8 protein-coding genes are annotated in these 14,701 nt (G+C 63.9%); all 8 read right to left on the reverse strand.

Annotation, left to right across the window (positions count from 1 at the left end):
• Nucleotides 1–5: 5 nt before the first annotated feature.
• Entirely contained in the window at nt 6–446 is a 441-nt protein-coding gene (locus VN934_00895; GenBank protein ID HXM17349.1) for an OmpH family outer membrane protein, read from the reverse strand.
• Nucleotides 447–1,826, reverse strand: a complete 1,380-nt coding sequence (locus tag VN934_00900; protein HXM17350.1) for a hypothetical protein — start codon at nt 1,824–1,826, stop codon at nt 447–449. It lies immediately after the preceding gene.
• A 1-nt stretch (nt 1,827) separates the two neighbouring features.
• On the reverse strand, nt 1,828–2,622 hold the full coding sequence (locus VN934_00905; GenBank protein ID HXM17351.1) for an OmpH family outer membrane protein: 795 nt from the start codon (nt 2,620–2,622) through the stop codon (nt 1,828–1,830).
• Nucleotides 2,623–2,724: 102 nt separating this feature from the next.
• A complete protein-coding gene (locus VN934_00910; protein ID HXM17352.1) occupies nt 2,725–4,941 on the reverse strand; it encodes a POTRA domain-containing protein in 2,217 nt (738 codons plus the stop codon).
• A gap of 252 nt (nt 4,942–5,193) precedes the next feature.
• Nucleotides 5,194–10,452 carry a translocation/assembly module TamB domain-containing protein gene (locus VN934_00915; protein HXM17353.1) on the reverse strand — a complete coding sequence of 1,753 codons (5,259 nt, stop codon included), beginning with the start codon at nt 10,450–10,452 and terminating at the stop codon, nt 5,194–5,196.
• A 252-nt stretch (nt 10,453–10,704) separates the two neighbouring features.
• Nucleotides 10,705–12,621: a DNA topoisomerase (ATP-hydrolyzing) subunit B gene (gene gyrB, locus VN934_00920; protein HXM17354.1), complete on the reverse strand. Its 1,917-nt coding sequence runs from the start codon at nt 12,619–12,621 to the stop codon at nt 10,705–10,707.
• Nucleotides 12,622–12,660: 39 nt separating this feature from the next.
• Nucleotides 12,661–13,584 carry a DUF721 domain-containing protein gene (locus tag VN934_00925; GenBank protein ID HXM17355.1) on the reverse strand — a complete coding sequence of 308 codons (924 nt, stop codon included), beginning with the start codon at nt 13,582–13,584 and terminating at the stop codon, nt 12,661–12,663.
• A complete protein-coding gene (recF, locus tag VN934_00930; protein HXM17356.1) occupies nt 13,581–14,699 on the reverse strand; it encodes a DNA replication/repair protein RecF in 1,119 nt (372 codons plus the stop codon). Before recF ends, VN934_00925 begins: the two co-directional genes overlap by 4 nt.
• Between the last annotated feature and the right edge of the window lie 2 nt (nt 14,700–14,701).

Here is a 14,701-nt window from a genome sequence, read left to right on the forward strand (position 1 = left end):
CCGGTCTATTTACCCGGCGACGGAGATACCGGCGTGATCTTCAGCGCCTTTTCGACGTCGTCCGTGATGTCGTCGCCACCGTAGGCCACGCCCTGGCGCGTCACCACCAGCTCGTAGTGACGCTGTGCGGCGATGTCCTTGACGACGCCGCGCACTTCATCGGTCACTTCGTTCTGCCAGCGATGCTCTTGTTGCTGGAACTGCAGTATTTGCCGCTGTCGCTCCGACGGGCTCATCTTCGCCGTGATGATGCTATTGTAGTTCGCCTGCAACTGGTTGGCGTAGTTGATGAATTTCGGCCAATGCTGCTCGATGCTCGTGACGTTGACGACCGCGACTTTCGAGTGCGCATGCGCGCAGCCGCCTAGCATGACCGCGACGAGCAGCACCAGCAGCATGGACGCGAGCTTCGCTCGCAGCGCGCTATGAAAGAGAGTATTATTCATTCATCCCCCGGATTGCGTTGGTGAAGGCGCGGGCGACGGCAGCGCCGCGACCGCTTGGGTCACTTGGTCCGTCAGGTCAACGGCCGAGCCCGCTCCGCGCACGGATGTGAGGACGACACCCACGCCTTGCTTCTGAGCGATGACGGCGATCTGCTGCCGCACCTGCTCGACGATCTTGTCGAGCAGATCACGGCGCTGCTGCGCGAGCCGGTTCACCTCGTCAGCGAGCGCGGCGTTGTCTTGGAACTGCATGTGCGCGATAGCGCTGTACTTCGCGACGAGCGATTTGCGCGTGTCCGCGTACGACGCCATCGACTTGTTGAATTCGGCGGTATACTTGGCTTGCTGTTCCGAGTGGATGCGGTCGATGTCCGCCTTCACTTTCGGATTCTTCGCCAGCGTCTCGTTCGCGCTCTTGAGCTGCTCCTGGAACTTCGAGCCGATGCCGGTCACCTGCGTCTTGAGCTGGTCGTTCATCTGCTGTTGACGGCCTTGAAGTTTTGCCTGGGTCGCAGCGGCGGTGGCGTTGCGCTCAGAGTCGAAGCTCTTGGCCGCATCGCGCTGCAGACCGTCCTCGTACTTCTTGAGCTCGGTGTTGTCTTGGGATTTCATCCGGTTGATCAGCGCATCCTCACGCGTCTGGATGTTCTGCAGCTGGCCGGCGTACTGCGCGCGCTCTTCGGGCGTGAGGTTGCTCGAGTCGAGTTTGAGTTTGAGGTTCAGCTTCTGGTCTTGATCCTCGCGCGACAATTTGAGCTGGTATGCCGTCTCCGCCGTCTCGAGCTTGTTGCGCTTGTCTTGGATCTTGGCGAACACGTCGGCGTGGAGCCGCTGCGACACTTCCGCCAGGTGCTGATTGTCTTGCTTGTACAGCGATTTCTGATATTCGACGAAGGCCTTGCCCGCCTCGGTTTGGATCTGTTTCACTTGTTCGCCGAATTGCTGCTGGACGTTGCCCGAGATCTGCGTCGAGCTCGTGCCGGCGAGCGCGCGGTTTTGCACCGCGGCGATCGCTTGGGCTTCTTGCTGTTCGTAGAAGCTGCGCCGCCGTGCGACCTCTTCTTGGAATTGCGCCTGTGCCGCGGCGAGCTCGCGCTGCATCGCGGCCTCGGCGGCGCGCTGCTCTGGCGTCTGCGCCTGCGGCGCTTGTTGCTGCTGCGCATTGAGCGCCACGATCTGCGTCTGCAGCGAATCGATCTCGTTATGCAGCGGATGCGCGGTGACGATCTTGCTCATGTCGACGTAGCCGGCCTGACCGCCGCCCGCCGGCATCGTGAACAGCGACGCTGAGGGATAGCTCAGACCGCCTGAACTGCTCTGCTTGTTGCACCCGGTCAGGCACGCGGCGATAACCAGCGCGACAAAACAGAAGCTTCGCAAGCTATTTGAGCGCTGCGACGACATCCGCCGTGACGTCCGTCCCGCCGTATACGCGATCGGCCATATCGATCACGAGCATCAAGTTCTTCTTCCGCGCGACGTCGGAGATGGCTTTCTGCGTCTGATCGATGATGGGCTGGATTACTTTCTTCTGCTCGTCCGCGAGCTGCTTGTTGAACGAATCCACGATCTGCTGCTTTTGCGAATCCGTCTTGCCGGCGCTCTGCTTGGTGAGATCCACGCCCAGCTTCTGGCGGTACTGGATGAATTCGTCGTTGGCAGCCTTGAACTTCGGCAGCGCGTCGAGCTGGCTCTGATCCACATAACCGACCTCGGAGGCCGGCGGCGTGTTGACCGGCGGCACGACCTGGCCTGGTTGGTTGAACAGCGCGATGACATCGCCCGTGATCTCTTGCCCGCCGAAGACGACGATCTGCTTGTCCACGACGACGCCGAGACTCTTGTTGGCCGCGACCGCCGCGATGGCGGTCTGGGCTCGGGCGAGCAGTTGATCGAAGAGCTCGTGCTGTTTGGCCGCCAGCTTCTGGTTGAAGTCATTGAAGATCTTCTGCTTGTCCGCGTCGCTTTTGCCCTTGACGGCCGCCATGAATTGGCCGTTCATGCCCCCGCGGTACTGCGCGAATTGCCGCTGCGCGTCGACGAACGGTTTGAGACTCCCCAGGGCCTGCTGGTCGACGAAGCCGATATCGACGATGTCCGTCGCCAGTGCCTGGGGCGCCAGCGCTATGAAGAGCGCGAGTACGAGGCCGGCCGCCACGGCGCCTGAAGCGGGCATGCGCCCAGTCCAAAAAGCGGTATGAGTGCTTTGCATGTTCGTCCGTTTTCTATCCTTATATAGTAGCGTTTGTCTGACCTTGGGGAGCGGCCTGGTCCGGCGTTAGAACGCTTGGCCGAAGCCGAACGAGATGTGCGACCCTTGTTTCCCCGTGGCCAGATCGATGCGCACCTGCTGCGGCAGCAGCGGCGTCGTGAGGCGTATGCCGATGCCGAAGTCGGTCTTAAGGCGGAACGGCGCACGCACGTACGTCACCTGCGGGAGCGCCGCCGGTTGGAACGGCGCGTGCGGCCCGGATGGCGGCGTGGGCGTGGGCGCAGGCGTCGCTCCCACGATGGGGGTGACGTACGGAGCATCGCCGGTGTCCGCGAAGAAGACCACGCCGACTTTGCGATCCTGCGTGATCGGCAGTCGCAATTCCACTTGGCCGAGGATCTGGCGATCGCCGTAGTAGACGAATTTCGTGCCGCGCAGCTGTTGGTCTGAAAGACTGAAGAGGTCGTTGTACGGCAGGCCTGCGCCGGTCGACGGATCGTAGCTGCTCGAGAAGCCGAAGTTGAGATGGACGCCCAAGGTCGAATGCCGGCGCACCGGCCAAAAGCGCGTCGCATCCAGGTCGGTCTTGGAGAAGCGATAGTTGGAGCCGAATGCCTTGATCGATACCTCTTCTGCGACCGAACCCGTGCTGCCGGAACGCGGGTTGACCACGTCGTCGCGGCTGTCTCGGATCAGCCCCGCATTGACGCTGCGCAGGTTGGAAGCGCCGGACTGCTGCGCGACGCCGCCGCTGGTCGTGCTCGTCGGCTGCAACACGGCGCCGCGGAGATCCAGCAAGTCCTGAGAGAAGCCCTGCGCGGTGAACTGTTGGAAGAGCCGCGTCGCGGAAACGCCGTAGCTCAGGCGCGTGTAGTCGGCGACCGGATGACCAAGTGACAGCGCGATGCCCGCCTGGCGTGAAGAGTAATTGGCGAACTCGTTGTTGCACGGCGTGCTGCCGGCGACGCACGGACCGCTGAACGTTCCCGGCGCAGGCGTCGCCACGAGCGGCGTCGTGGGCGAGCCGCCGACCGGCGACAGCGTGAAGAACGGATTGTTGCCCGGCTCCTTGTACACCGGATACGGCTGGTTGATCACCACGTTGTTGAAGAGCTGCACCTGGACCGAACTCGGCTTGAACTTCTTGATGTACGGCACGGTGAACGACAGACTGACATCGCTGACGTGCGAGCCGCGCTGCGCGCTGATCGAGCCGCCGTTGCCGGTGCCGTTGATATTGCTTTCGGAGTATGAAATGCTGCCGGACAGACCTTGGCCGTATTGACCGCCGCCGCCGTAGCTGACGCCCACGCTCGCCGTTCCGGTGCGCTGTTCGACGACGGTCCAGACCAGCGTGATGTAACCGCACTTGTCGGCGAACGGTTTCGTGCCGAGGTCGACCGACTTGAAGAATTGCGTGTTGTTGATCGCCTCGTAGTCGCGGCGCACCCGCGAGTCGGTGACGAGCTCGCCGGGTTTCATGCGCAGCAGGCGCCGGATCACGTAGTCTTTGGTCTTCGAATTGCCCTGGATCTCGACGGCGCCGACACGCGCCTCGCAGATCGCCACGTTCAGCACGCCGGGATTCTTTTCGTCCGGATCGCCGCTGACCACGGCTTGCAGTCCGAGATCTTTGTACAGATTCCCGATCGCGAGCAGATCATCGCCGAAGGCTTGCTGCGAGAACACGGTGCCCGGTTTTATCTTCATCACCGCGAGAATCGCCGGGGTGCGCACGACGGTGTTGCCGGTCACGTCGATCTTCGTGATCGTCACGCCTTCCTTGACGTCCAATGCGAGCGTGCCTTCTTTGTCGATGTGGATGTTGGCGACGTGCCGCGTGCCGGTGTAGCCGAGCTTGTCGTAATACGAGTTGATCTTCGCGACGTCATCGCGCAAAGTGTTCGTGTTCAGCACCGAGCCTGCGGTGGTGTCCATCAGCGCGGTGAGGATCTCCGTGGTGACGTGCGTATTGCCGTCGAACAAGATCTTCGACACGACCGGGTTCTCGATGACGATGAACGTGACGGCCACGCCGCCGGGCGTCGCACGGATGTCGGTGCGCACGTCTGAGAAGTAACCGAGATTCACAATGGCCGCTTGATCGGCCGCCAATTGCTTCGTGTCGAGGGGCCGGCCGGCTTGGGAATGGATGACGACGGCGATCTTGTCCGTCGGTACGTGGGCGTTGCCGCGCACGTTGATCGCGGTGACGATCGGCTGGCTTGCGGCTGGTGTGGCTAGCGGGTTCGCCGCGATCGCGAGGGCCGCGACTAGGCACACTACCACCGCCAAACGCATCACTAAGGCCACAGGCAGGGGGCTCCTCATCTACTGCGGGACCGGCTACAAGACGCGCGCGTGGTTTCTCCGCGCATCGGGTCGCTCGTCTGGGCTATGGGATGTGCTCGCCGGAACGCACAAGCAGCGGCCCGGTTCGCCGCTGCCTCGGGTAAGCCCGTTGGCCGCTGTCGCCGTTCGTACGATGCTTCCGTGACTTCCCGGATTTGAGGGACATTCCTGCACGGCGGCGCTTTAGCGGAACGTCACACGTATGTCGAGCTTGTAGCTTTGTAAGCCGGTCGGGCCTTGCGTCTGCAAGAATTCTAGCGACGCATAATCGCGCAACGCATACGCGAAACCGTAGGCTTGCGATTGATATGTAGAATAGAGCGACGACCGGTAGATCGCCGCCACCGTCGGCGTCACGAACTTGCGCACTTCGAGGTTCAGGTTTCCGCGTTCGTCGAAATTGAAGGCGACTTCTTCGATGTTCAGCGATTGAGCGAGTGCGGATTCGAACGGGAACAACACGCTGCGCTGCAGTTCAGCGGTGAAATAATTCTGCGCGAGGTTCACGAATTGCGACTGCGCATCCGCCGGACCATTGAGCACGGATTCGATCTGCGTGCCGTGCAGCAGCGCCGCGATGATCTGATCGCGGCTTTGCGGCGGTTCCGAAGAAACATCGGTGTTGAGGTTGTCCAGGCGTCCCGTCACCACGACTGCGATGCGCTGTCCGGAGGCGTTGGTCACAGCTTTGACGTCCAGGGTCGGCAGCAAGCCTTCTTCCGGCGTGAACGTGACGACGCCGCGCTCCAGGCGGAAGACCGTATCGAAGTAGCTCACTTGCCCGCGCCGTGCTTCGAGCGTGCCCGCCAGCGTCGGCGCACCGATGCTGCCGCCGATCACGAGCGTACCGCCGCCGGTGAGATCGATCGCGCCGCCGCGCACGCGCAAGTTCTGCGCCGTGGTGGTCAGTCCGAGATCAATGGATGGAAGGGCGAAGAGCGGCGCAGGCAGCGCTTGCGGCGTCTCACCGGTGATGAGATGCTCGCCGGGCGGATACAGCGGGCCGCCATAGGCCACCATCTGTCCGGGCTTGAGCGTAGGGATTCCGGGTATGAGCGTATGCTCGGGCGGCGCGCTCGTCTGACCAAACCCTTGCGCGAGCGCGAAGATCGCCGAGGTCGGGATGGTCGCGTTGCGCATGGTCAGGTTTCCGGAGAGATACGGCGTCGCGCCGGATTTCGTGAAACTCAAATCGCCGTCGAAGGTGCCGGAGACCCAGCGCGGCACGTCGATCGACGCGTTGTGCAGGGTGACGTGCGACCAGTACGACAATCCGGCGACGGAACGCACGCCCACTGCGGGGACGACGTGCGCCGCGCCGCGAGCGTCAACGGTGCCGGACCCAAGCGCACCGTGGAACTTCTGGAGCGTCAGCGTGTCTTGGGCGAGGGCGACGTCGGCGTTGACGCCGGTGAGCGCCTGCGCACTGGTCTTGACGGATCCGTTGCGCAGCGTCGCGCTGCCCGCGAGGTCGGGCGCCCCGGCGCTTCCGGCTGCCGACACGCGCACATCCAAAATCCCGCCGAGCGAGTTGTTCTTGCCGACGAGCGGATCAAAGGCGGCGAGGTCGATACCCGCGGCGGTGAAACGCATGTTGACGGCCTTGCGCGCGGGGCCCAGTGCGAGCGGCTGCAGCTTCAGCGGCAGGCTTCCGGAGAGCGCGAGCGTTCCATGGCGATGCGCCAGCACCAATTCGGTGTCGCCGATGCTCAGTTCGCCCGGGGCATACGACGCGCTGCCATTGAGGCTGTCGAACGCGACCCCGTACGCCGTCCCCGCGCCTGCCCGGAGGCCTGCGCTGACGTATGGGCGCGCTACGGTTCCGGAAAACGCGAGGGTTGCGGCGGCGCTGCCGGTCAACGCACCGGGTTGTTGCACGAGCATTGCGATGCGACTGAGGTCTTTGGCGTTGATCTTCGCGGTGCCCGCGATGCGCGCACCCGGCCCGAAGGTCACGTCGCCGCCGGCATCCGCGTACGGCACTGATAGCTGCGCACCCGACAGACGCGTGATGACGCCGTTGGAGTCGACTCGTCCGGATGCGACGAGGATCTGCAGCTTTTGGACGTAGCCGTCGTGCAGGGTGAAGTTCGCGTGCGCCGATGGGTGCTTCAATGATCCTTGCATCGAGCCGGCCGCATCGAGTTTGCCGCTGAGCCCGAGATCCTCACGGCGCACCAGCGGCGCGATGATGCCGAGGTCGAGGCGGCTCACGCGGCCGCTCACGTCGAATGTCGCCTGCGAGAAATCGGGAAGCAGCGTGGCGGCGTTCGCAAAGCGGACGCTCCCGTTCAGCGACGATGATCCGATCGCGCCGTCTTGACTCACGTTCGCGAGAACGGAACCGCGGCGGCCCCCGAACACGACGTTGACCGAGCCCAGCGGAACGCCGGCGATCTCCGTGGCGGTGATGCCGATCGAACCGCTCGCGCGCGCGCGACCGGGTGACACCGCGAACTCGACGTTGCCCCGGCCGGTGCCTTCGAGCGTATCATACCCGTTGAAAAAGTCGTTGAAATCCGAAAGATCGACAGCCTTGCTGGCCGCGCGAACGTCGATCTGACCGGGCGAGAGGCTGCCGCCGAACGAAAACGCCGAGGAGCCCAAACGCACGCGGCCATTGTCGAGGCGCGCGACGCGGCCGTTCACCGAGACGTCCGTTTGCAAATCGCCGAACGCGACGCCCCGCAGGGTGCCTTCACTCGTGGCAAGCGATCCGGAAAGCGAAGGGCGCGCGAGCGTGCCGCGAATCGCGAAGTCCGAGGCGACGCTGCCGGTCATGGCGGCCGAAGCCGGCAGAAAATGATCCACCAACCGCCCGAGATCGCCTTCGTGTAGGGACCCGTTAAAGTCGAGCGTCGCGCCGGACAGATCTTTTCCAAACGTGAAACCTAGCGCGTTGCCGCTCACGACCGCCCGGCTGCCTGCAAGATCGACGCGTCCGGTGGCTGCCAGGTTCGCAGGCGCGTAGTTGACGTCGAGTTCGGCGGCGAGCGGCAGGCCTTGAATGGACGAATCGCTCAATGCCACTGCGCCGGTAAAGCCTGGCCCGCGCCGGCCGGCCTGAATCGCGCCGAGCACGGTCGCTTGGCCGCGATCGAGCCGCACGCCGAGCGATTGCAAGTCGGCGACGTTGACGCCGCTCGCCCACAATCCGACGGTGTCATTCCCCGACGCCGGGCTCGAGCCGGCGAGTGCCACGTCGCCTCCCGCGGCGCTGAGGGCGGCAGCGATCGTAGTTTTTCCACCGCTGCGCGCGGCGACGGCATTCGCCGCGCCAATCGGGATGCCGGCGATCGAGGCATTTGAGTTGGACGAGCGGGCCGCCACGGCCCACCGGTCGCCGTCGAGCAATGCATCGAAGCGCAGCTGTGTCCGCCCGGTTACGCGGGCCGCGGAGACAAGGGGAATGCGCGCCAGATCCGCGCTGACCACTCCCTCGAGCGCCGCTGCGTACGCGCCTCGCGCCGGCTCGAGGTCGACCGTGCCGCTCGCAACGATGGTCGCGTCGCGGCCGTGAACGCTCGCCTCGCGGATGTCGAATCGGCTTCCTTTGCCAACGGCGCGCAGTTTTGCGTCACCGAGGTCGGCGCCGGCCACCTGGACGCCGCGAGCGCGCAGATCGAGCACACTTGCATTGGTCTGTTGCGTGCCCGGCTTTGGTCTGACTAAGCCGTCCGCCGCGCCGAGATCGAAACCTGATCGCACGACGCTGACGCCGTCGAGCGTGCCTGCCATCGCCGGCGTGCGCACGGGCGCGTCGCCGAACAATCCGGGCAGGCGCACGTCCGATGCGTCGACGCTCACCGGTGCGTGCGTCGCGACGAGCTCGGCGCTGAGCACGCGCCCTGTGTGCAATCGATCGACCGTCGTCGCAAAAGCGATCTCACCGTTGGGCCAGCGCGCGATCGCCGGCCCGATGACGTACGCAGAACGGGCGACGTCGTACATCGTGCGTACGCTCGTGCGTTTGTCGCTGACTTGCGCGTATCCCCAGCCGCGCAGCGAGTTTGAGGTCACCTCGATCAGGGCGAGCGTTTCGGCGCGTCCGTGGTGCACCAAGCCCGCGACCACCGGCACTTGTGATGACGGCAAACTCCCGACGGCGACAAAGGTCCCCACAGGCACGGCCTGAGCAAGATCGACGTCTCCTTCTAAGTATGCCTGGCCGGCGCCATAGCCCGCGTTCAAGCTTTGAATCGCGAGGTGGCCATTGTTGTAGAAGAACGCGCCCGCGATGCGGCGCAGCGGAATGCCGGCAAGCGTGGCGATGCCTGGGCATTCAAACGAGCCGCTCACGTCGATGCCGTCGATCGGGCCGTCGAGACGCACGTGCGCTCGGATGCGCCCGCGCGCGTCCTTGTGGATCGAAAAGGCGAATAGCTTAGCCGCGCGCTCGAGCGCGCCGTCCGCATCGACCGCGAGCGCGAAGCGGAAACCGCTCAAAAGACGCATGCCGCCGGAACCCCGGAGCGGGATGCCCCCGGCGGTCCCATGCACGCCATCGAGCGTGAGGATATCGCCGCTATAGCGCAAGCGTCCGGAGATGTAGCGTACCGGCGCGATGAGAGGGATGAAGCGAATGCGACCGTCTCGGATCGGAGCGACGCCGCTCCATTGCCACTGCGGACCCTGGTTCGCGTCATAGCCGAGCGCGTAGCCGCGCAGCTCGACGTCGGCGAAACCGGTTTCGACCGCAAACGCGGAAGTCGACGCGATGTAATCGACGAGCGGCGCGACCGGGACTCCGCGCGCCGCGATGCGGATCTCCGCGTAACCAACCCGATCTTTTTCAACCAGCTTCGCAGTGATGGGCGTCGAGTTGGAACCGGCCACGAGGCGACCCGTCAGCGCGCCTAGGGATTGCTGCCCTTGCGCGATGCTCGCGAAGCTTTGCAACTCCGTGAGCGAGAAAGCGCGACCCGGCTTTGCGAACGCAGTCGGGTTGAGGAAATCGATTCTGCCGTTGACGATCCGCAGGCTCAAGTGCAGCAACGGACCTTTACTTCCGTTTTGCGGCAACGGACCTTTAGGTCCGTTATTGGTCTGCCCGAACAACGGCGACGTGTTGTAATCGCCGGAGGCCAGACGCACCACGCGCAGCACCGGCTCGATGAGTTCGATCCTGGAAACGCCAAAGCGGCGGTCGCCGCCGCCGAAGAGGCCGCGAGGATCGTAATCGACCGTGATGCGCTTCGCCGCGAAGAGGAGGCCGCCGAAGCGGTCGACGATCCTGACGTCGCCGGCTGTCAGACGGTGGGATCCTACGTCGATTACGCCGCGTTCTAGATGAAAGCCGCCGCGCAGGAAGAGCGTCGTCTGGAGCGCCGCGCCCACGAAAGCGGAGCGCGGCCCCTGGAAGGTGACCACGACAGCAGCAAGCACGCAGACGACCGCCGCGACGATCGCCACAGCCCAGAGGAACCGCCGCAGCCTGGCCATATTGTCCTTGTACCCGGAACGGCCCTCAGATTGACCATTCCCAGGTATTCCAAAATTCGCTCACTGCGTAAACGTACTTATACCCTTTAGAGTCGGTGTCGAACACGGCCAGCCGCCGGGTGTACCACAGCACGATGACCGGCGTTGGCAAATCCAATAGCCACGTTAGCTCGGTTGGATCCTCATCAGGCCGGTCCAGGTCGTTCGCGAAAGCGGATCTCGTCTATCGCCTTCCAACGAGGGAAGAGGGCCCTAAATATCTAGGTTGCGCACGTATCGTGCATTCTCTGCGATGAAGTGCTTCCGCGGTTCCACCTTTTCGCCCATAAGCTGTGAGAAAATGTCATTCGCCCCGAACTCATCCTCAAGAAGCACCTTGCGCACTATCCTGCTATCGGGGTCCATGGTTGTCTCCCAGAGCTGCTCCGGGTCCATCTCGCCCAAACCTTTGTATTGCTGGATCGTGTAGCCGTCGCCCGCTTGCGCTATGACCGCATCGCGCTCCTCATCCGAGTAGCAGTAGACGACTTTCTTGCCCTTTTTTACCTGATATAGAGGCGGCTGCGCGATGAACAGGTTTCCGTCCTTGATGAGCTTCGGCATATAGCGGAAGAAAAAGGTGAGTAGGAGCGTCCGAATATGGGAGCCATCAACATCGGCGTCGGTCATGATATATATTCGGTGGTAGCGCAGCTTGGAGGAGTCGAAATCTTCTTTGAACCCAGTACCTAGTGCTGTAATCAGGGCGCGTATCTCTTCATGACCTATGATCTTGTCATCGCGGGCTTTTTCAACGTTGAGGATCTTGCCCTTGAGCGGCAAGATCGCTTGGAAGTGGCGATCGCGGCCCTGTTTGGCGCTGCCTCCTGCCGACTCGCCCTCAACGATGAAAATCTCGCTTTTGGCCGGATCGCGCTCCGAGCAATCGGCGAGTTTCCCCGGCAACGAGCCGCCGTCTAGTGCGCTCTTACGGCGTGCCAAGTCGCGCGCCTTGTGCGCCGCCTCCCGAGCGCGCTGCGCGTTGAGGCATTTCTCGATGATGCGGCGCGCCGGACCGGGATTCTCTTCTAAATAGTACGTGAGCGCTTCGGCCACCACGTCATCGACAGCGCTACGCGCCTCGGCACTCCCAAGTTTGGCTTTGGTCTGACCTTCGAATTCCGGGTTGGGCAACTTGACAGAGATGACCGCTGTCAAGCCTTCGCGGACGTCCTCGCCTGCGAGGTTTCCTTCGGACTCCTTGAGGATGCCCATCTTCTTCGCATAGTTGTTGAGGACGCGCGTCATGGCGCTGCGAAAGCCGACCAGGTGCGTGCCGCCGTCGACGGTGTGGATGTTGTTCGCGTAGGCGAACTCGGTGGCGATGTAGCCATCGTTGAACTGAAAGGCGACCTCGACGGTGATCTTGCCGCGCTCTCCCGCGATGTAGCGCACATCGTGGAGCGGCTCTTTGTTCTTGTTGAGATGCTCGACATAGGCCTTGATGCCGCCCTCGTAGCAAAACGTCTGTTTCTTGTCGACCCTTTCATCCGTCAGGTTGATGCGCAGACCGCGGTTGAGGAACGCGAGCTCGCGCAGGCGCTGCTGCAGGATGTCGAGCGAGAAGTCGAGTGTTGAAAAAACTTGCGGGTCCGGTTTGAAGTGCTGGATCGTGCCGGTGCCTTCCGCCGGCCCGATCATCTTGAGCTTTGAGGTCGCCACGCCTCTCGAAAATTTCTGTTCGTACAGCTTGCCGTCGCGCTTCACGCGCGTGATCATCCATTCGGAAAGCGCGTTGGTCACCGAGATGCCGACGCCGTGCAGGCCGCCGGACACTTTATAGCCGAGTTGATCGAATTTGCCGCCGGCATGCAGCACCGTCATCACGACTTCGACCGCCGGCTTGCCCTCCGTGCGGATGACATCCACCGGAATGCCGCGGCCGTCGTCTTCTACCGAGAGCGAGCCATCCTTGTGGATCGTCACCTCGATGTTCTTGCAGTAGCCGGCGAGCGCTTCGTCGACCGCGTTGTCGACCGCCTCGAAGACGATCTGGTGCAGCCCGCGCGTGCTCGTGTCGCCGATATACATGCCCGGCCGCCTGCGCACGCCCTCGAGCCCCTTGAGCACTTTGATATGCTCCGCGCCATACTCGCCTTCGCGCGGCTTGCGCGGGGACTTGTCCGACAAGATCTGATTCCTTTCGGCGCGCTCTGGAACGAACGCGCGTTATCGCATACTTCTACTTATCTTTGTGTGTTCGTCGAATAACGCATTGGCCCATTCTCTACCGAGCAGATCCTCGACGACGGCGCGTCCGATTTCGGCTTGCGGCCGGTGCGCGACGAGCATCACGAAACTCCACGCCACGACGCGATCTCCCGGCTCCAGCGCGCCGCGGCGCATCCTCGCGCGGGCGTATGCCAAGTGCTGCTCCCATGCAGAGCGCAAGCGGCGGCACACGCGCTGGAAGGCGTGCTTCGTCGCTCCGGCCACCTGCTTGACGATGTCGTCGTGCGATAGCCAGGGCGCCGCGTTGAGGCTGTGCGCGATGCGCGCATCAGCTTTGCGGCGCGCCATGTCCGCGCACGGCTCGCAGCGTGAAGCCGGACCAGCGGGTCGGGCCGGCCCCGGGCGCCACACGCCGCACTCGGCGCAGCGCTGCCAGCCGGCGCGCGAGCGTTGGCGATCGAGCGCCTCTTGCTCCATCCGCAACGCGGCCATCACTTCTTCCAAGCTCCGTTCTTGCAGCGACGGACCTCGCTCATGTGGCAACGGACCTTGTGGAGCGGGACCTTTAGAGCCCGCTGACTCCCCTCGTTTCTCAATGCCGCGGTCCAAGAGTATCCTCGTGCGCCCGGTGGCGATCGTGAAACGCAAACGGCGCAGCGGTGCGCCGGGAACGCGCGCGCGCAAGCGCTCGATGATCGTCGGCGCCAAGAACGTGAGTTGATGGCTCCATGCGCTGCCCGCGGTCAGAACCGCAAGCGTTCCGTCGCGGTATTTCGCCGTGCGCGTGCGGCGCGCGATGTCGTTGCCGACCGCTTCGGCCCACGCGGCCGCGAGCATGTTCGCTTCGTCACCGCCGTCGGCGCGCCGCCCTGTGGGCTTCCACGCATCCAGCAACGCTCGGAGCGGGCGTGGACCGCTCATGGATATGCGCCGCTCAGTTCGAGTTGGCCGTTGCGCACTTCGACGACCCTACCGGCGGCCTCGAGCGCGGGGTCGGCGAGATCCGTCGCCGTGATAAAGGCTTGCTCGTAGCCTGCGATGCTGTCCAAGAAAGCACGGCGGCGCTGCGCATCGAGTTCCGAAAGGACGTCATCGAGCAAAAGGACCGGTGCCTCACCGGCCGAGGCGCGCAAGAGCGCGTATTCGGCGGCCTTGAGGGCGAGGACGGCGGTGCGTTGCTGGCCCTGAGAGCCGAATCGCGCGAGCGGCAAGCCGCGCAGTGCGAGCAGCACGTCGTCGCGATGCGGTCCCACCAGCGCCATCTTTCGAGCCAGTTCCGCGGGTTTGCTTGCATCCATCGCGGCGCGCAGGTTTGCAGCCACGGCGTCCGGCGATTCGTCGGGCTGTTCAGGCACGGGCTCGTAGGTGACGCTGAGCGCTTCGTGCGTGCCGACCCAGCGCGCGTGCGCGGCAGCAGCTTCACGATCCAAACGGCGCACGTAACTCGCCCGCGCCGACACGAGGCGGGCGCCGCTGTCCGCAAGCTGATCGTTGTAGGTCGCGAGCAGCGTGCGGTCGGCGGCATCCGGCGAGCGCAGGAACGCGTTTTTCTGCGCGAGCGTCTTCGCGTAGCGCGCCAGATCTCCGTAATAGGTGCGGGTCGCCTGCGAGAGCGCCGCGTTCAGCATGCGCCGGCGCCCGCTGGCCGGTCCGGATGCAATGTCCAAATCGGCCGGCACGAACGTCACGGCGGCCACGCCGCCGAGAAAGTTCGCGTACGAGACCGCCCGGCCGTTGCGCAGGAAACGTTTGCGCGCGCCGCTGCCTTCGCGCGTGATGTGACACGCGATCACCTGCTCGCCGTTGCGCGTGCGCACGCGCGCGCTCACGCTCGCCGCCGGCGTATCGATGCGCACCAGATCCGACTCGCGAGTGGCCCGGAAAGATTTGCCGAGCGCCAAGAGCGCGAGGGCTTCGAGCAGGTTGGATTTGCCCTGCGCATTGGCGCCGATGAGAACGCACGCGCCCTCCGGCGGTTCGAAGCAGAGGGCGGCGTAGTTGCGGAAGTTCGCGAGTTCCAGCGAGAGGACGCGCACGG

The sequence above is a fragment of the Candidatus Tumulicola sp. genome, from assembly GCA_035601835.1.
GTDB lineage: Bacteria > Vulcanimicrobiota > Vulcanimicrobiia > Eremiobacterales > Eremiobacteraceae > DATNNM01.